The sequence below is a fragment of the Catenulispora pinistramenti genome (assembly GCF_018274385.1).
GTDB lineage: Bacteria > Actinomycetota > Actinomycetes > Streptomycetales > Catenulisporaceae > Catenulispora > Catenulispora pinistramenti.
In genome coordinates, this window is the sequence record NZ_JAAFYZ010000107.1 from 1 (window position 1) to 18,340 (window position 18,340).

The 18,340-nt window shown below is 71.4% G+C and carries 13 protein-coding genes; 9 read left to right on the plus strand and 4 right to left on the minus strand.

Features of this window, described 5'->3' with window-relative positions; genetic code table 11:
- Both KGQ19_RS27190 and KGQ19_RS51230 read left to right on the plus strand, forming a co-directional pair.
- The coding region (locus tag KGQ19_RS27190; RefSeq protein ID WP_212013593.1) for a ricin-type beta-trefoil lectin domain protein at window positions 1-473 on the plus strand (473 nt) is incomplete at its 5' end.
- A gap of 68 nt (window positions 474-541) precedes the next feature.
- Window positions 542-3,511 carry an AfsR/SARP family transcriptional regulator gene (locus KGQ19_RS51230; RefSeq protein WP_212013595.1) on the plus strand — a complete coding sequence of 990 codons (2,970 nt, stop codon included), beginning with the start codon at window positions 542-544 and terminating at the stop codon, window positions 3,509-3,511.
- Here the strand turns inward: KGQ19_RS51230 and KGQ19_RS27200 are convergent.
- Window positions 3,493-4,866: an FAD-binding oxidoreductase gene (locus KGQ19_RS27200; protein WP_212013604.1), complete on the minus strand. Its 1,374-nt coding sequence runs from the start codon at window positions 4,864-4,866 to the stop codon at window positions 3,493-3,495. The genes KGQ19_RS51230 and KGQ19_RS27200 overlap by 19 nt on opposite strands.
- 93 nt (window positions 4,867-4,959) lie before the next feature.
- On the opposite strand from KGQ19_RS27200, the gene KGQ19_RS27205 reads away from it, so the two are divergent.
- From KGQ19_RS27205 to KGQ19_RS27220, 4 genes are read left to right on the plus strand one after another with little or no spacing between them, the layout of a single operon-like run.
- Window positions 4,960-5,559 (plus strand): cysteine dioxygenase family protein, encoded by a 600-nt coding sequence (locus KGQ19_RS27205; RefSeq protein ID WP_212013606.1) that lies wholly within the window; start codon window positions 4,960-4,962, stop codon window positions 5,557-5,559.
- A 34-nt stretch (window positions 5,560-5,593) separates the two neighbouring features.
- On the plus strand, window positions 5,594-7,033 hold the full coding sequence (locus KGQ19_RS27210; protein ID WP_212013607.1) for an ATP-grasp domain-containing protein: 1,440 nt from the start codon (window positions 5,594-5,596) through the stop codon (window positions 7,031-7,033).
- Entirely contained in the window at window positions 7,020-8,267 is a 1,248-nt protein-coding gene (locus KGQ19_RS27215) for an MFS transporter (protein WP_212013609.1), read from the plus strand. Before KGQ19_RS27210 ends, KGQ19_RS27215 begins: the two co-directional genes overlap by 14 nt.
- On the plus strand, window positions 8,264-9,451 hold the full coding sequence (locus tag KGQ19_RS27220) for an ATP-grasp domain-containing protein (RefSeq protein ID WP_212013611.1): 1,188 nt from the start codon (window positions 8,264-8,266) through the stop codon (window positions 9,449-9,451). The genes KGQ19_RS27215 and KGQ19_RS27220 overlap by 4 nt, the downstream gene beginning before the upstream one ends.
- 68 nt (window positions 9,452-9,519) lie before the next feature.
- Here the strand turns inward: KGQ19_RS27220 and KGQ19_RS27225 are convergent, their stop codons facing one another.
- The 3 genes from KGQ19_RS27225 to KGQ19_RS27235 form a co-directional block, all read right to left on the minus strand.
- Entirely contained in the window at window positions 9,520-12,528 is a 3,009-nt protein-coding gene (locus tag KGQ19_RS27225; protein ID WP_212013618.1) for an AfsR/SARP family transcriptional regulator, read from the minus strand.
- 180 nt (window positions 12,529-12,708) lie between these two features.
- Window positions 12,709-13,392, minus strand: coding sequence for a glycosyltransferase family 2 protein (locus tag KGQ19_RS27230; RefSeq protein WP_307856521.1), 684 nt, complete (start codon window positions 13,390-13,392; stop codon window positions 12,709-12,711).
- 184 nt (window positions 13,393-13,576) lie between these two features.
- Complete coding sequence (locus tag KGQ19_RS27235; RefSeq protein ID WP_212013627.1) at window positions 13,577-15,040, minus strand: pyridoxal phosphate-dependent decarboxylase family protein; 1,464 nt, start codon at window positions 15,038-15,040, stop codon at window positions 13,577-13,579.
- 463 nt (window positions 15,041-15,503) lie between these two features.
- Here KGQ19_RS27235 and KGQ19_RS27240 point away from each other — a divergent pair, with 463 nt between their 5' ends.
- The 3 genes from KGQ19_RS27240 to KGQ19_RS27250 are packed head-to-tail and all read left to right on the plus strand — an operon-like array spanning window position 15,504 to window position 18,339.
- Window positions 15,504-16,871, plus strand: coding sequence for a hypothetical protein (locus KGQ19_RS27240; RefSeq protein ID WP_212013630.1), 1,368 nt, complete (start codon window positions 15,504-15,506; stop codon window positions 16,869-16,871).
- Window positions 16,868-18,121 (plus strand): AMP-binding protein, encoded by a 1,254-nt coding sequence (locus KGQ19_RS27245; RefSeq protein ID WP_212013632.1) that lies wholly within the window; start codon window positions 16,868-16,870, stop codon window positions 18,119-18,121. The genes KGQ19_RS27240 and KGQ19_RS27245 overlap by 4 nt, the downstream gene beginning before the upstream one ends.
- On the plus strand, window positions 18,118-18,339 hold the full coding sequence (locus KGQ19_RS27250) for a phosphopantetheine-binding protein (protein WP_212013633.1): 222 nt from the start codon (window positions 18,118-18,120) through the stop codon (window positions 18,337-18,339). Before KGQ19_RS27245 ends, KGQ19_RS27250 begins: the two co-directional genes overlap by 4 nt.
- The last annotated feature ends 1 nt before the right edge of the window (window position 18,340 follow it).

Genomic DNA, 18,340 nt, shown 5'->3' on the forward strand with positions numbered 1-18,340 from the left:
CCACCAGCTCGTCCAGCCCCAGCGCCCCGGCGACGAGCGGTGCGCCGGCGACGCTGCCGTCGCACCCGGCCCACATGATGACCAACGTCGGCGACGGCCTGTCCGTGGATGTGCAGAGCGAGGACGCCGGCGACGGCAAAGCGGTCGTCGCGTGGGACCAGCACACCACCAACAACGGCCAGTACTGGCAGGTGCAGCCGTACAACGACAGCCAGGTGGCACTCATGACCTACCTGAACACCTACCAGGCCATGACCATGGACCTGTCCTCACACAACGTGATCATGCAGCACTGTGGCAGCGTGTGCGCGACGAACCAGGTGTGGTGGTACGCCGCGTCGAGCATCAACGGCGCCTTCTATGTCCACAACGGATACGCCAAGGACTGCCTGACCGACAACGGCCGCGACGCACAGCTCACCGTCGAACCATGCACTACCGGGAACAAGGCACAGCTGTGGGAGACGCCCTAAGGGTGTCCTGACCCCGCCCTGCCGCAGCCGGCCGACCAATCATCCGCGGTTGGTTAAGATCATCGGCTATGACTGGCGGGGAACTGATCATCGACGATTCGCTGCGTTTCGCCCTTCTGGGGCCGCTCCGGGGGTGGCACCGCGGAAGGCCGCTCGAACTGGGAGCGCGAGGCCAGCAGATGGTGCTCGCCTCGCTGCTGCTCGACCTGGGCGACGCGGTGCCGGTGGCCGATCTGGTCGGCGCGTTGTGGGGACCGGAGCCGCCGCGGAACGCCTTGGGTACCTTACGCACCTATATATCCCGTTTGCGTAAGGTCATCGTCGCGGCGACGGACAGCGATCCGATCCGCACCATCGGCGACACGTATCTGCTCGACGCGTCGGCCTGCTCGACCGACGTGCAGGACGTCCACAGGACAATGCGACGCATCAGGCAGGCAGGCGCGGCCGGCGAGGCGGCCGAGGCCGAGGAACTGTGTCGCCGGGCGCTCGCGCTGTGGCACGGGACGCCGCTGCTCGGCCTGCCCGGCTCGGTGTTCGCCGCGCAGCGGGCCCGGCTCGCCGAGCTGCGGGTGTCGCTGGTCTCCGAACACAGCGACGCGCTGTTGGCTCTGGGCCGGCACGCCGAGGCGGTGCTGGAGCTGAAGCCGCTGGTGGCCGAGTTCCCCTCGCACGAGGCGCTGCGCGGTTCCTTGATGCTCGCGTTGCATGGCAGCGGCCACAGTGGGGAGGCACTGGCCGGCTACGAAGACCTCCTGCGGCGTCTCGATGACGAGCTCGGCCTGGCCCCCGGACCGGAGATCCAGGCGATCCACGACCGGATCCGGGCCGAGACCGCCGGCGGCGCCGACCGCGGCGGTCGGGCTGCCGCACCCGGTTCCGCATCCGGTTCGGCACCCGGATCCGCATCCGGTTCGGCACCCGGTTCCGCATCCGGTTCGGCACCCGGTTCCGCATCCGGTTCGGCACCCGGATCCGCATCGGGTTCGAAACCCGGTTCCGCATCGGCAGCCCGCGACGCGGAAGTACCAGCGCAACTGCTCGCCGCGCTTCCCGACTTCACCGGCCGCGCCGCCCAGGCCGCCGAGCTTCGGGCGGCGCTGCTGACCGGATCCGGGGCCGCTTTGCCCGTGGCGGCGGTGGCCGGAATGGGCGGCGTCGGCAAGACCACGCTGGCCCTGCACGTCGCGCACTCGATCTCGGATCGTTTCCCCGGTGGCCGGCTCTACGCCGATCTGCGCGGTGCCGACGGCATCCCGGCTGATCCGCAGGCGGTGCTGCGCGGCTTCCTGACCGCTCTCGGTGTCGCGTCGCAGGACGTCCCGGACGAACTCGAAGAACGCTCCGCGCTGTTCCGCACCCTCACCACCGATCGCAGGATCCTGGTCCTGCTGGACAACGCCGCCGACGCCGCACAGGTCGGTCCGCTGCTGCCGGGCTCCTCGACCTGCGCCGCGCTCATCACCTGCCGGGCCCGGCTCGTCGGGCTGCCCGCCGTCCACACCGTCGACCTGGAGGTGATGCCCGCGGCGGAGGCGGGGCAGCTACTGCGGCGCATCGTGGGCGCCGCTCGCGCCGACGCCGAGCCCGAAGCCCTCGCTCAGCTCGCCGACGCCTGCGGCCGTCTGCCCCTGGCCCTGCGGATCGTCGGCACCCGCCTGACCACGCGGGCGGTCTGGAAGCTGGCGGACATGGTGGCCAGGCTCGCCGACGAACGTCGCGCGCTCGCCGTGCTGCGCACCGGTGACCTGTCCGTCCCGGCGTGCTTCGCGATCGGATACCGGCAACTGGGGACCGAGGCGGCGCGGGCGTTCCGGCTGCTAGCCACCTTGGACCTGCCCGAGCTGAGCGCGGAGTTCGCCGCCGCCGGGCTCGGCCTGGCCGAGCAGTCGGCCGAGGACCTGCTGGAGGCGCTGGTCGACGTGGCTCTCCTGGAGACGCCGAGGCATGGCCGCTATCGGTACCACGACCTGGTGCGGGCGTATGCGCGCTCGGTGGCGGCCGACGACCCCGACGGTGCGTCCGCTGCCCTCACCGGCATCCTGGACCACGGGTACGCGACCGGCCGTGCCCAACGTCGGCTCGGTGATCCGGACAGCAAGTTCCTGGACGCCTTCCCCGCGCCGCGCTCCGCCGGCACCGGGTTCGCCGATTTCGGGGAAGCCCGGCGCTGGATGGCCGAGGAAGTACGAGGCCTGACCCTGCTGGCGCGCCAAGCCAGTGCCGGGACCGACGAGCACTTCCGGGCCGCCGTGCTGGTGATGGCCGTCCTTGACCACGGTGAGGAAGCCGGGGACCTGCTTTCGCTGGAAGCGGACGTCGTCGGTGTCCTCAGCCGGGAGGCCGCCGCGCGCGGGGACGACCGGACCGGCCGGATCGCGGGGATGCTCCACGTCCACAACCGGTTCATCGCCCGCGACCTCCCCGAGGCGCTGGAGGCGAGTCTCCCGCTGATCGAGCAGTGCCGGGCGGCCGACGAGGACGTCCTCGTGGCCTGGCTCGCCCACATCGCCGGTACCAGCGCGCATCACCTCGGGCAGCGCGACGTGGCCGAGGCCATGCTCCGGCTGTGCCGGGACACCGGGATCGCGCTGGACGACACCAGCCTGGTCAGCACCGCCACCAAATGGCTGATCTTCGCCACCGCCATGAGCCCCGGCGGTCAGGTGACCGCCGAGACGTTGCGGCTCGCGCAGAGCGCGTTCGACCTGGACGAGCGCGCCGGCAACCGCCTCAACCTCATGGGCGCCTGGCACATGCTCGCCCGCGTCCACGACGCCCTGGGCGAGGAAACCGAGGCCGAACACGCCTACCGGCACACGATCGAGCTGACCGTCGAGCTCGGCCACCGCGAACGCGAAGTCGTGGCGCGGCGCGAGTCGGCGACCCGACTGCACCGCCTGGGACGCCGAGCCGAAGCCGTCGAGCAGACACAGCGGGCCCTGGCTGTCGCCCAAGCCGCGCAGCTGGCGACCGAGGAGTCCCGGCTGCGCGAAATGCTCGAGGAGGCCCTGGCCGATCAGAGCGCCGCCGGCTGATCGGCATCGGTGCGCACGGCGGGCACCGGCGCCGGGATGTTGTGGTTGATCCGGAACACGTTCCCGGGGTCGAAGGCGCGTTTGACGCTGATGAGCCGGGCGAAGTCCTCTGCTTCGTAGGCCGCGCGCACCGCGTCGGGTGCGGTGTCGGCGGTGCCGAGGAAGTTCGGGAGCGTCCCGCCGGTGAGAGCGGGTTTCAGGACGGCCAGTGCGGCGTCCAACCGGGCCCGGACCGCCGGGACCGCCTCGCGGTCCGGCGCCATGCCGAAGGCGATCACCGCGTCGGAAGCGGTGCGGTGGCCGATCGCACCGGGGTGCCTGGGTGCACGCTCCAGCGCGCCCCCGAGGCGCCGGAGCTGCAGGGCGAACGGCGGCTCCAGGGCATCCGGGCCGGCCACGGCCAGCACCTGCTCGACCGCGCTGTCGTCGAGCTCGCCGATCAACCCGCCGGCATCGACGTAGGCGGCGGGCTCGGTCGGGTCCGCGTAGACCTCGCCGATCCGGGCGTAGGGGACTTCGGCGACGGTGTCCACGGCGGGGCCCAGATCGCGCAGCGGCCGAACCGCGGCCGCACCCGCTTCCGGATCGCCACTCCACACCACGACGACGGTGAACAGGTACTGCCCCCGCTTTTCCGGCGGCAGCTTCTCGATGTCGGGGAACCGCACGAAGGACACTGTGGAGTTCATCGTCTCCGGCATCCGGCGCGACCAGTCGCGCCAGACCCGGAACGCCGTCGCCGACAGGGCACCGGGGAAGACCAGGCGTCCGGCATAGACGCTCGCGAGCGGGAACAGGTCGATCTCCATGGCGGTGACCACACCGAAGTTGCTCTTGCCGCCGCGCACCGCCCAGAACAGGTCGGGTCCGGTCTGCGGCGTCACGTGCCGCTCGGCGCCGTCGGCGGTGACCAGATCGAAGGCGCGGACGTGATCGGCGGCGTACCCGAACGTGCGCGCCAGCACCGGCAAGCCGCCTCCGAGGTGGTAGCCGACCGCGCCGACGTCCGGCGCGGTCCCGCACAGCGGGGCGAGGCCGAACGCCGTGGCGGCGGCGATGACGTCCCGCCACCGCGTCCCGCCCTCGAACCAGGCCGTACGCCGTTCGGCGTCGACCAGTACCCGGTTCATCCGCCGCATGTTCAGGAGCACGGCGCCGTCGGCGGGCACCCCGATGCCGTGGCCCGTGCTCTGTACGGCGACCGGCCGGTCGAGCGAAACCGCCCACCGTACGGCCTCGGCGGCCTCGGCGCTGTTCCGCGGTGTGACCACGGCCCTCGGATGGTGGGCGACGCCCAGGTTGTAGCCGGAGATCTCGGCGTCGAACCCGGCGTCGCCGGGGTACAAGATGTGCATGGCGCCAGTGCACACCGGGCCGATTGACGCGTGATCAACCAGATCAACTCCCTGCCGACCAGCCGTCAATCGGCCCCGGAAACCATGGCGCACATGATCCACGGTTCCAACCTCGACGAGTTCCTGTCCGATCTCGACCGCTACGCCGCGATCGGAGTCCTGACGCCCCAGCTCACCGCCGACACCCTGCGCAGATACCTGAAGGGCGGCCTGATCGTCCCGGAGGATCTGTGCGACGGCGAGGCGAGCGGCTACTCGCAGCGGCTGCTCCACGCCTCGCCCTCGCACTCGGTCGTGGTGCTCACCTGGCTGCCCGGACAGCGGACGCCGATCCACGACCACATCGCCTGGTGCGTGTCAGGCGTCGTGGAAGGCGCCGAGGTGGACGAGTCGTTCCGGCTGTGGCGCCCGGCCGGCTCCGGACGCAAGGTCCTGGCCCCGGCCGGCCGCACCACCTGCACACCGGGCCGGGTCCAACTCCTCGTCCCGCCGGATGAGGACATCCACCGCGTGTCGAACGGCGGAACCGGCCGCGCGGTGTCGCTGCACGTCTACGGCGCCGACATCTCGGACAACGGCGGCAGCTCGATCAACCGGGTCTTCGGACAGGCCGTGGTCGCGATACCGCCCGCCGGATCGACGCTCGTGAGTTGGCGGGACACCCCCAGCCGTCGTGAATCAATCCACAGCTGATCCACCGTCTATCGGCCGGCGGTTTCCTGACGGCATGCACATCCTGATCATCAATCGCTGGGACGACGACTTCTCGGACTACGGCGCCTACCTCGACCACGGCGAGCACGAGGTCGGCTACGTGACGGTCCCGGCCCACCTGCCGCGGGTGCCGCTGACCGCCAAGGCGGTCGAGGCGGTGGCCGCGGACGCGGACGAGGAGACGATCCTCGCCGCCGCCCGCCGTTGTCGGGCCAAGCTCGGCGGCCTCGACCGGGTCCTGGCGCTGTCGGAGTTCAACCTGCACGTCGGGGGCCGGGTCCGGGACGAGTTCGGCGTCCCGGGCCCCGGAGCCGAGGACCTGCTGCGGTTCCGCGACAAGCCGCTCATGAAGGAGACGGTCGCCCGCGCGGGTCTGCGCGTGCCGTACCTCGCAGTGGTACGGAACCCAGCCGAAGTGGCGGCCTTCGCGGCCGAGGCGGCCGGTGCCGTCGTGGTCAAGCCGCGGGCCGGCGCCGCGGCCCGCGGGGTCCGGATCATTCCGCACGGCGCCGACGCGAGCCGGTACCTGGACGGCGTGGACTTCGGCGATCTGCACGCCGAGGAGTTCGTCGCCGGCACCATCTGGCACGTCGACGGACTCATATGGCGGGGCGGGCCGTGGTTCGCGTGCGCCTCGCGCTACATCGGCACGCCCCTGGGCTTCTCGCTCGGCGAACCGACCGCGAGCGTGTGCGACCACGGCCCCGACGGTGCCCGGATCCGCGAGTTCGCCCTGCGGTGCCTGGACGCGCTCGGGCTGACGGACGGCGCGTTCCACCTGGAGGTCATCGACGCCCCCGGCGGGCCGGTGTTCCTCGAGGTCGGCGCCCGGGTGGGCGGCGGCCACATCGCTTGGACCGTACGGGACATCCACGGCATCGACTTGGTCGAGGCTTGGATCCGGGTGCAGTCGGGGCAGGAGCCGCCGATTCCGGCGCCGTTCACGGACCGGGTCGGCGGTGCGCTGTTGATACCGGGCCCGGCCGGCCGCCGGGTGCGGCGGGTCCAGAGCCTGCTCGGCCGGGTCGAAGGGCTCTACGAGGAGGTGCTGGCAGCGCCCGGGACGGTCCTGGGCGCCGACGAGGAACTGCTGGCCGGGCTGCGATTCGCCGGCCGTGACCCGGAGCGGGTGCGGGCGGCGATGGCTCACGCGGTCGAGCTGGCGGCGGCCGAATTCGAGGAGGTCGAGGAGGTCGGAGATGTCGGGGACGTCGCCGGTGCGGATTCCGGTATCGGCGCCGCTTTCGCGCCGGTGCCCGGGCCCCGGCGCGCGGCCGACGACGCGGCTCAGGGAACTGACGTGCCTCAAGCCGATGCGGCCGAAGCCGGCGCGGCCGAAGCCGGCGCGGCTCAAGTGAGCGTGCCTCAAGTCAGTGCGCCTCAAGTCAGCGCGGCCGACGCCGAAGCAGTCGAAGCAACTGACATCGAAGCGGGCTCAAGTGTTCACATCTGATCCGGGCCCGCCAACCCGCCACCGCTCACCCCGCACCCTGAGCCCACTGCGTTGCCACCTCCTGCGCACCACCGACACCCTGGCCTCGACCACGGTGGAGACCGCGGTCCCGCTCATCGTCCTGCGCACTACCGGCAGCGCGGCGTGGTCCGGCGCGAGCTTCGCCGCCGAATGGATCCTGCGCCTGGCGGCCATTCCGCAGGCCGGCGTCCTGGTCGACCGGGTCGGCGCCGGCGCGGTCTACCGAGTGGCCGGAGCCCTCCGAGCCGTGTTCGGGGCCTCGGTGGTGGCGGCGCTGACGGTGAGCCCGGCCGCGTGGTGGGTCGCGGTGCTCTTCGGCATCGCCTCGGGCGTGCTGTGTGAGAGCACGTACATCGCCGCCGAACAACTCGGCGCCGGACTCGCCGCCGCCGTACCAGAACGTCCGAGCCGCGTGCAGGCCGTCCAGGTCGTCATCGACGAATCGACGCGCATGGCCGGTCCCCTGCTCGCCTCGCTCCTGCTCCTGGTCGGCACCGCCGCCCCCATCGGCGCGATCGCGGCGCTGTCGGCGGCCGCCGTACTGCTCGCCTGGCCCATCCGCCTCGGCGCCGAGCGCGGACGGCAGAGGAAGCAGGAAACGCACCATCCGCTCCGCGACATGGCCGACGGCGCCCGCACAGTCCGCGACTCGCCGGTACTGCGCCGCGTCACCGTCCTGTACAGCGCCTCGAATCTGCTCTACGCCCTGATGATCGTCGCCACCCCGCCGATCCTGATCCACCGGTTCGGCTGCTCCGAGGCCGCGATCGGGGGCGTGTGGGCGGCCGGATTCTGCCTTTCGGTGGCCGGGGTGGCCCCGGCGCGGGCGGCCCTGGAGCGGTACGGCCCGGCCCGGACCGGTGCGATCGCCTTCACAGTGCTGTGCCTGTCAGGCCTGGCCGCCGGTGTGTCGAACACCCTCCTGGCGCGTCTGCTGTGCACCGTCCTGGTCCTCGGCACGCTCGGCGCGGTCCAGCTCCTGCTGCGCACCGTGCGGAACGCCTCGACGCCGTCGCAGGCCTACGGAACCGTGACCGCGGCCGTGGTCCTGGCCGCCCTGATGCCCAACGCCGCCGCGGGCCTGCTGGTCGCGGCCGTTCCCGGCCACCTCAGTGCCCTGATCGTGATCGCCGCGCTGCTGGCCGCCGCGGCGAACACCGCCGCCCTGCGCGGCCTCACCCGAACCGCCGTCCCGAAGCTGGAGTCCCCGTGACCATACGCGTCGCCATCATCGAACCCGTCTCCTCCGGCACCGTCCTGGTCGAGCGCGCCGCCGACCTCGGCTGGCAGGCCGTGGTCGTCGGCGCCGGCCGGCCGGTCGACGTCGACCCCAACGACGAAGCCGCGCTGGCCGAGGCCCTGTGCGACGAGCACCGGCGCGCGCCCCTGGCCGGCATCCTGGCGGGCTGCGAATACTACGTGCCGGCGGTCGCCCGCATCGCCGCCGCGCTCGGCCTGCCCGGCACCGACCCGGTGACCGTGGACCGCGCCCGTGACAAGGCTCTGATGCGCGCCGCCGTCGCGGCGGCCGGCCTGGCCGGTCCCGGCTACCTCGAGCTCCAGGATGTGCGCGAGCTCGACCTGGGCTGCGCCCGAATCGGCTTCCCGGCGGTCGTCAAACCCGTCGACAGCTGCGGCAGCATGGGCGTGCGCAAGGTGGCCGACCTGGACCAGGCCCGCGCGGCGGTGGCCGCGATCCATGCCGAGACCCGCCTGGACCTCGGAGTCCCGCTCGGCCGGCGGGTCATCATCGAACGCTATATTCAGGGCCCCGAGTTCAGTGCGGACGGCTACGTCCTGGACGGTGAGACCGTCGTGGTCGCGGTGACCCGCAAACTGCTGGGCCCGGAGCCGTACTTCGTCGAGCTCGGCCACCTCACCCCGGCCGACCTGCCGGCCGGGGTCGGCGAGCGGATCGGCGAGTACGCCCGCGCTGTCGTCGCCGCGGTCGGCATCACCGGCGGCCCCTTCCACTGCGAGCTCCGGCTCGCGGGCGAGGAGCCGGTCCTCATGGAGATCGCGGCCCGCCTGCCCGGTGACCGCATCATCGACCTGATCGGCGCCACCGAGGGGGTGGACCTGCCGACCGTCGCCCTGGCGGCGGCCACCGGAGGGGACCCGGCCGAACTCGGCGCTTTCCGGGTCCCGCGGGCCCGAGCCGCCGGTATCCGTTTCCTGACGGCCGACGGTGCCGCCTTCACCGGCCTGGAAGGCTTCGACGACCTCGAAGGCGAGCCGTGGACCGCCGAAGCGGAGGTCTTCCTGCCCAGCGGCGCGCCGGTGCCGGATCCCGGCGACTTCCGCAGCCGGGTGGCCGCGGTCCGCTTCGAGGCCGACTCTCCGGCCCACGCGCTCCAGCGGTGGCACGAGGTCGGTGATCGGGTCCGAGTGCGGTGATGGCCGCCAGTGCGGTGATGGCCAGTGGCCGGGTGAGCAGGACAGCGCCTGACGCGCACGCGAGCGGCCTACTGGCCCGTCGATGCCCGCAGCGCGTCGGCTTCGGCGACCAGGCCGAGGTCGGTGAAGATCTCGAAGGCCTCCCGGCGCGCGGCCTCGGCCCGCTCGCCCCGCCCCAACCGGGGCAGCGACCCGGCCAGCACGCCCAGCGCGTGTGCCCGGAGCCAGCCGTCGTGAAACGCCTCGCCGCCGGCCAGGACGTACTCGGCGATCGCCACGGCCTCCTGGTGCCGGCCGGCGGCGGCCCGCAGCGTCGCGATCCGGAACCGGGCGCCGGCCTCCCGGTTCGGGGTGTTCCCCGCCTGGCACAACCGGATGCACTCGTCGTAGAGCGCCTCGGCCTCGTCGTATTGCCCCAGCCCCTGCAACGCCCAACCGGTCAGGTACAAGCCGACCATCACGTTCTCGGTGTCGGCCAGTTCACCGGACAGCTCGACACACCGCCGTCCGTGCTCGACGGCCGCCTCGAGGTCCCCGCCGCACGACACCAAGGTGTACGCCATCGACGAGTCCACCGCGGCCTGCGCCTGCCGGTTCCCGGTGGCCAAGGCCAGTTCGCGCGCCTCGTCCAGGCAGGCCAGCGCTTCCTCGCGCCGTCGTACCGCGGCCCACATGCAGCCCAACGTGTCCAGCACGTAAGTCAGCAGGATCCGGTCCCCGACCGCCCGGCACAGCTCGACGGTCCGGTTGTCCGGGCCGCCGCCGACGACCGACTCGAGGAACTCCGCCGAACCCAGGCGGTGGTAGTCGAGGATGTAGCGGGCGCGCGCCTCCGACTGCCGGTCGCCGGTGCGGGCGGCAGCGTCGGCGAGCGTTTCGGCCACGGATGTCACCATGTCGCGCTGCCACTGCGGGTCCACGGACAGCAGCACCAGGGCCCGGGCCGCGGCGCTCAGATGCTCGGCGGTGCCGGCGATGGCCTGGCGGAGCACGGCCAGGGTCGCCGGGAGCCGCACGGCCAGGACGGCACGGGTCTCGGCGGCGTCGGCGAACGTCTGGCCCGGCGACCGCGCCGGTTCCAGGCTGTCCGGGAGCATGCTGCCCGGCTGTGCGAGCCGGAACCCGTTGAGCGCCGTGGCCTGGATCATGTCCAGCAGCCTGGCCAGACAGGCGTCGGCCTCCTGCGCGCCGTCGATCGCCAGGGCCAGATCGCGGGCGTAGACGTGCACCAGGTCGTGGTAGCGGTAGCGACCGGGGAGCGGGGACTCCAGCAGCCCCAGGTCCACCAGCGATTCCAGCAGATCCTCGGCCTCGCCGGCGTCCAGCGGGTCCAGGCCGATGATCGACGCCGCGCCCGCCAACCCCATGTCGGGGAAGGACACGGTGGCCAGCAGCCGGAACGCTTGGGCGGCGTCGGGATCCAGCTGGTGGTAGCTCAGGGCGAAGCACCCTTCGATGGACAGGTCGCCGGTCCGCAGCTCCCGGAGCCGCCGCTGTTCGTCGGCCAGCCGCCGGGCGATGTCCTGGACGGTCCAGCTCGGCCGCGCGGCCAGCCGCGCGCCGACGATGCGGACGGCCAACGGCAGGTACCCGCACGCGGCGACCAGCTCGGCCGCCGCCGGGCCGGCGATGCCGGTCCGGTCCGGGCCGACGATCCGGCCCAGCAGCTCGGCGGCCTCCGCGCCGTCCATGACCTCCAGGCTGACGCTCGCGGCGGTCGGCAGGCCGACCAGGTGCGGCCGGCTGGTGACCAGAGCGGCGTTGCCCGGCGCGCCGGGCAGCAGCGGCCGGACCTGCGCGGCGTCGGAGGCGTTGTCGAGCAGGATCAGGACTCTGCGAGAGGTGAGGATCGTGCGGAACAGCGCGGCGCGCTCTTCGAGCGTCGTGGGCACGGTGTTCGGGGCGATACCGAGCGCTGTGAGGAACCGCCCGAGGACGTCGGCCGGGTCGGCGGGCCGGTCGTCCGCGCCGCGCAGGTCGACGTACAGACAGCCGTCCGGGAACCGGTCGGCGACGGCGTGCGCCGCGTGCGTGGCCAGCGTCGACTTCCCGACGCCGCCCATGCCGGACACGGTCACGATCACCGCGGAATCGGACACCGAGGCGTCCGTGAGCGCGTCACGGATCTTCTCGATGGCGACGCGGCGGCCGGAGAAGTCGGGCAGATCGGCCGGGAGCTGTGCCGGAACGGGCATTCGGGGCGCCTGGCTGTGCTCGGCGAGTGCTTGTTCCTGCGCGGCGGTCGGCGGCGGCCCGGCGGCCCGGGCCGCTCCGATGTCCACCGCTCCGGGCCACACGGGGGCCGCCAGCGCCGGGTCGGCGCAGAGGATCTTCCGGTGCATCTCCCGGAGTCCGAGCCCGGGCTCGACGCCGAGTTCCTCGTCCAGAAGCCGTCGGGCGTCCGCGTAGGCGACCAGCGCCTCAGCCTGCCGCCCGGACCGGTAAAGAGCGAGCATCAACGCTTCATACAGCTGCTCCCGCAGCGGATGCTCGGCGATCATCGCCGACGCCTCCGCCACGACGTCGCGGTGACGGCCGAGCTCCAGCTCGCACTCCAGCAGGGCCTGCCTGGCGTTCAGGCTGGCCTCGACCAGCCAGGTTCGCTGCGTCTCCGCGTACGGCCCCGGGACACCGGCGAGCGGGACCCCCCGCCAAAGCGCGAGTCCGCGCCGATACAGTTCGGCTGCCTCGCCGGCGCCACCGGCGCCCTGCACCTCGGCTGCCCGCGTGGTCAGGTCGTTGAAGACGGTCAGGTCGAGCGCATCGGCATCGGCCCTCAGGGCATATCCGGAACCGACGGAGGCCAGCAGCCCCCCGGTCGCCCCCCGGGCCCGCTCGGGTTCCAGCCGCTTGCGCAGCCGGGCGACGTACGTACGGACGATGCCCAAGGCGCCGTCGGCCGGCTCCTCACCCCACACAGCGTGGATGATCTCATCGGCGCTCACGGTCCACGAACCAGCCAGCAACAACCGAACGAAGACCGCGACCTGCTGCGGAGAGCCGAGCGCCACCGGCTCGTCGTCCCCTCGCCAGGCCTCCACCGGCCCGAGGACTCCGAAGCGCAGCCCGTCACCCATGATCAACATCCCCCTCGCCCGCGGTCCATGGTAGCCGGATCGGGGGATCGAGGGATCAAGGAATCGAACGCGGGGTGTGATCAGGACGGCGGTGCGGCAAGTCCGTGGTCTCCGGCGGCTACCCGTGCGAAGTCCGCGAGTTCTGTCACGTCTGGACCCTGACTTGCTCACGGGCGTGGCTCATTTGCGTAAGTAGGCCAGGCACAGCACGAAGACGGCCCGGCCGAGGTAGGCGATCGACTTCACCGGAGACGCGCTCGGGGCGCCGCCGGCTCGGGGCCGCATGACGACGGGGATCTGGCGGACGACGTATCCGGCCTTGATGGCCCTGACGAGAGTGTCGATGGTGTCGGCCAGGTATTCGACCGGATACCACGCCGCGTAATATTCGATGAGTTCGCGATTGCAGCAACGCAGTCCGGAGGTGGTGTCGGTCAGCCGGACCTTGGCCTGGCCGGAGATGACGAGGCTGAACAGCGTCATCGCCCAGCGGCGGGGGCCTCGGGCCCGGTAGTCGCCCTCGCCGGCGAACCTCGCGCCGATGACCATGTCGGCGCCGTCCAGGCCGGCGATCAGTCCCGGGATGCTCTCGGGCAGGTGCTGGCCGTCGGCGTCGAACTGCACGGCGATCTGGTAGCCCTTGTCCCGGGCGTAGATGTAGCCGAGTCTCCTGGCTCCGCCCACGCCGAGGTTGAAAGGGAGTTCCAGGACCGCGACGTCGTGCTCGCGGGCCGTCTTCACCGTGGAGTCGGTCGATCCGTCGTCCACCACGAGGATGTCCACGTCGGGAAGGACATCCTGGATCTCCTGAAGGACGTCGCCGATGGATTCTTCTTCATTCCACGCGGGAATGATGACAAGCACACTTTTCTGTGTCACGGGTGCCCTAGCGATGTGATGGCTTCGACATCCATCAAGATATCCGGGCCGGGGCCGGCCGTGCTCGCGAACGGCCGGATTCCGGCGATGGCGAGGCAGTCGAGGACCGGCGCGGTGTCGTGGGGTGGTGCGGTGTCGCGGTGTGGTGCGGTGTCGCGGTGTGACGGGGTCACGGCGCCGCGGGGTCGCCGGCGCGCAGTTGCCGATGGCAGGACCGCAGCGATCGGACGGTCTCGGCGATGTCGTCGGCAGTGGTCGTCCAGTTGGCCATCGAGAAGCGGAGCGCGACCGTTCCCTTCCAGGAGGTCGTGGCCGCCCAGCCGGAGCCGTCCTGCTGGAAGCGCTTCGCGACGCGCTCGGTGTGCGCGTCGTGGTCGCCGCCCGGGTGCTCGAAGCGGAGCAGGACCTGGTTGAGGTGCACCTGGTTCAGGACGGTCACACCCGGCTCCGACGCCATCGCCTCAGCCAGCTGGCGGCTCCGGGCACACGTGTTCTCCACGAGGTCGGCCACGCCCTGCCGGCCGAGCTGACGCAGCGCCGCCCACAGCGGGAACACCCGTGAGCGGCGCGAGATGTCGATGTTGAGCGCGGACGGGTGCCGCTCGTCGGGGTTCAGCTGGAGATACGAGGCCTCCAGCGGAAAGGCCTGCCGGTGGGCGTCGGGATCGCGGATGAACGCCACGCCGCAGTCGTAGGGCGTGTTCAGCCACTTGTGCGTGTCGGTGGCTATGGAGTCGGCCAGTTCCACGCCGTCGAGCAGGCCGGCCCGCAGCCTCGGCGAGGCCGCGGCCCACAGCCCGAACGCCGCGTCCAGGTGCACCCAGCCGCCGGCCGCGTGGATCTGGTCGCACAGCGGCCGCAGGCGGTCGACGCCGCCGGTGTTGATCTCGCCGATGTGTCCGCACAGCAGCACCGGAACGCCGGGCCGGGCCGCGACCGCCGCGCGGACGTCGGCCACGTCCATTCGGCCGGAGTCGTCCGAGGGCAGCGCGGTGATCTGTCCGCTCAGGCCCAGGACCTGTAGCGAGCGCGTGACGGCCGGGTGTACGGACTCGTTGATCAGGATATTGATCTCGGGTGCTCCGGACAGCCCCCGCGCCGTGACGTCCCAGCCGTGCCGGGCGAGCAGACTGTGCCGCGCGACGGTCAGCGCGAGCAGTTCGGCGTAGGTGGTGGACGGAGTGAACGCCACCGAGGTGTGCTCGTCCAGGCCGAGCAGGTCCACGAGCCAGGCTTCGCAGACCTCCTCGGTGACGGCGGTGGCGGGGGAGCCGTCGTGGACGATGGTGTTCTGGTCCCAGGTGCTCGTCAGCCAGTCGGCCGCCATCGCCGCCGGCAGCGTCCCGCCGGTGACGTAGCCGAAGTACCGTCCGCGTCCGGAGCGCACCAGGCCCGGTGCCGTGGCCCGGACGAGTTCGTCCACCACGTCGCGGGCCGGTGTTCCGCCGGCGGCCAGCCGGCCGCCGAGCAGCGCCCGCAGCTGCGCGTCGGTTCCGACGGGGCCGACCGGCAGGCGGTCTTCGGCGTACTGCTGCCGCAGGTACTCCACCGCGTGTTCGTACGCCCGCCGGAGCACGCTGTCGTAGTCGCTGAGGAGATCATGAGCCGGTGCGGTCAGAGGTTCAGCGGTCATGATCGAACACTCTACTATTTCAGAACCCTGATGCAATGGCCCGAGGCGGTTCGATACCGGGTGCCGCCCGGCGTCGGTGCCGGTCCGCCGCCCGGCGATCCCGCGCCACTGTAACGAATCAGAGCCCTGTCAGCAATAGATCAGAACCCTGCGAAATGAAGGGTTAGGACCGCCCCGCTCCGGGGAGGAGTGCGTGCGGCGAGGCGAGTAAGGACCGCTACCGGCATCGCACTGCGACATCACGGCGAGGACAAGGCGCGCAGAACCGGCGAGGCAGGGCGACGGGAACCCAGACGTCCCGGGCTCATCCGTCGGACCGCGTAGTACTGACCAGGCGTCCGGCGCACCGGCGAAGGTCCAGATATCGGGCACAGGCGCCGGCATGCCCTGGTGTGATCCGGCGGCTGCGCAGCCTGGCCCGGACAGCCGTGTCGCGGCCGCGTTCTCACGGAGGGAATTCTTGATGGATCGATCCAGCCTGACCGAGCAGTACCTCGATCGGCTGCGCCGAGCCAGTGCCACAGCATCGGAACTGATCGGCCGGCAGCCCTCGTTGCCGGCCAGCTACTATCCCGACGGTTTGCTGCCCCGGCCGCTCTTCCTGGGCCGTCAGGAGCTCGACCGGGTGGTGGCCGACCTGGAGAACTTCCGCGCCGCCCTGGTCAGCCTGCCGGACAAGGTGTTCGGCGGGGACCTGGCGGCCTTCGCCCGGGCCGCGGGCATGACCGAGCGTCAGATCGCCGCGGTCCTGCGCGGCCCGCGCGGTGCCCTCTCCCGGATCTGCCGGGTCGACCTGTATCTGAGCGATACCGGATTCAAGGTCCTGGAAGCCAACATGAGCAGCTCGCTCGGCGGCTTCGACAACGTCGAGGTCTGCCGGATGCTGCTGGAGCACCCGGTGCTGGCCGAGTTCGCCGACCAGCACGGCTTGGGCTACACGGACACGATGAGCGAGCTGCTGCACAGCATGTTCGTGGAGACCGGATTCGATCCCGGCGGTGCCGGCCCGGCGCCGGTCGTCGCGGTGGCCGACACGCTGACCAGCTTCACGGGTCGATACGGGCCGTTCAACCGGGAGTTCGCCGAGCACCTGCGGGGACTGGGCATCGACGCCGAGGCCTGTCACGTCGGCCAGTTCGACTACCACGACGACCGGGTCTGGCTCGACGGCCGTGCGGTCGACATCGTCCTGCGGTTCTTCATCGCCGAGGACCTGCTGGAGTCGCCCGACGCGGCCGGCCTGATCGAGCAGGTCCTGGACGCGGCCGCGGCGGACCAGGTCAAACTGTTCTCCGCGTTGGACGTGGAGGTGTTCGCCAGTAAAGCCGCGCTGGCGATGCTCTCCGACGAGGCCAACCGCCATCTGTTCACCGAGCAGGAGCGGGCCAGTCTGGATCGGATCCTGCCCTGGACCCGGATGCTCAGGCCGGGGACCGTGAGCCTGGAGGACGGCTCGCGGGTGGACCTGATCGGTTACGCGCTCACGCATCAGCGGGAGCTCGCGCTCAAGCCGGCTGGATCCTACGGCGGCAAGGGCGTCGTCCTGGGGTGGGAGGAGGCTGTCACCCCTGATATCTGGCGCGACCGGGTGACGGCGGCTGTGGGCGGACCGTTCGTGCTCCAACGCAGGATCCAACCGGTCACCGAACTCTTCCCGGACGAAGACGGCGAGTTGCGGCCGTGGGTCGTGGTGTGGGGGATGTTCTCGGCCGTCAACGGCTTCGCCGGAGTCCAGGTGCGTGGTGTGGCGCTCGACGCCGAGACCGGCGTCGTCTGCGTCGCCAACGGTGCCCGTGCCACGTCGGTCCTGCACGAGGCGGGCGTGTCGTGACCGGTGCCATCCGGGTGGTCAGCTGCTCCAGGAGCGCTGAGGCCGTCGAGACGGTGATCGACAACATCCGACACCGTCGACACGTCCTCGCGCTGGTCTCGAAGACCAACTCGGCACTCGACGCCGAAGCCACGGCCCTGTTGGAATCGGCCCGCGATGCGGACCTGCCGCGGGCCGGGTTCGTATTGCACACCTCCGGATCCACCGGCAGGCCGCGATCGATGTGCGTCTCGACGGATCAGTTGGCGGACTATGCCGCGAGCGTCGGGGACATCTACGGGATCCGCGATTCGGACGTGATCGCGATCAACAACCACGTTGAGGCCGACTACTTTCTGGAAGAGTCCGCGATAGCGGCCCATTACGGACTCTCCTACACGGTGGTCCCCGAAGACCTGTCGCCCGCGGACGAACAGTTCACCGATCTGATCGGTGAGCAGAACGTCAGTGTCTTGATTCTGCCGCTCGGCGCCTGGCGTCTGTGGAACGACGAGCTGGAGTACGCCGACCGGCGCGTGCCCGAGTGTCTCAGGGTTCTCGTGGTCGGGGGCGAGAAGCTCATGGACAGCGACCTCGACGCGCTGCTCCGCAGGACTCATGCCGGACAGCTTCTCGTCAACGCGTACGGCCCGACCGAGACCACCGTGGCCACCCACTTCGACCGGATCTCGCGTACTTCGCGGTCGGCGCAGTACTCGATCGGGCATCCGCGCCCCGGCGTGGCGTGCCGCGTCGTTGCCACACCGCGATCCTCGGAGCTGTTCGGACCGGGCGTCGGCGAACTTCTGATCGGCGGGCCGGTCGTCGTCGACGGGTACCTCTGGGACGAGCCGGCGACCGCGGACAAGTTCGAGGTCGACGCTTCGGGGACGCGGTGGTTCAGGACCGGGGACGCCGTACGTAAGGAGCCTGACGGCTCATACGCGTTCTTCGGAAGGCTGGACCGCGTTTTCAAGGATCGCGGTTGGCTGTTCGACGCGGCGGAGGTCGAAGCGCGGCTGCGCAAGGACCTCGGCAACGACTACCTGGTCGTCGTCGGGCTGACCGACGCCGACCGTCGGCGGTGCCTGGACGTCACGTATGACCGCGGGCATCCGCCGACCGAGCAGCCCACCACGTTCTCGCTCAAACCAGCGCACCACATCGCGCTCCGATGGCTGCCCGCGACCGGTCTGAAAAGGACCCCGGGCGCCAAAGTCATCGTCGGAGCCGACACCGATTCATCAACCAGACGGGAGTGGGCCGAATGAGTGAGGGTTATCGGATGGCAGCGGACGCCTTCCATACCTTGCTGAAGACCGAGATAGACGAGAGCACGGACTTCTTCGCCGCCGGCGGAAACTCTCTGCAGGCGGCACAGATGCTCCGAGGACTGCGCGGGAGCGGTGGGAGCAGGCCGAGGCTGGGGGAGTTCCTGTTGGACCCGACCCCGGCCGGGCTCGCACGCCAGCTGGTCGGGGAGGACTGAC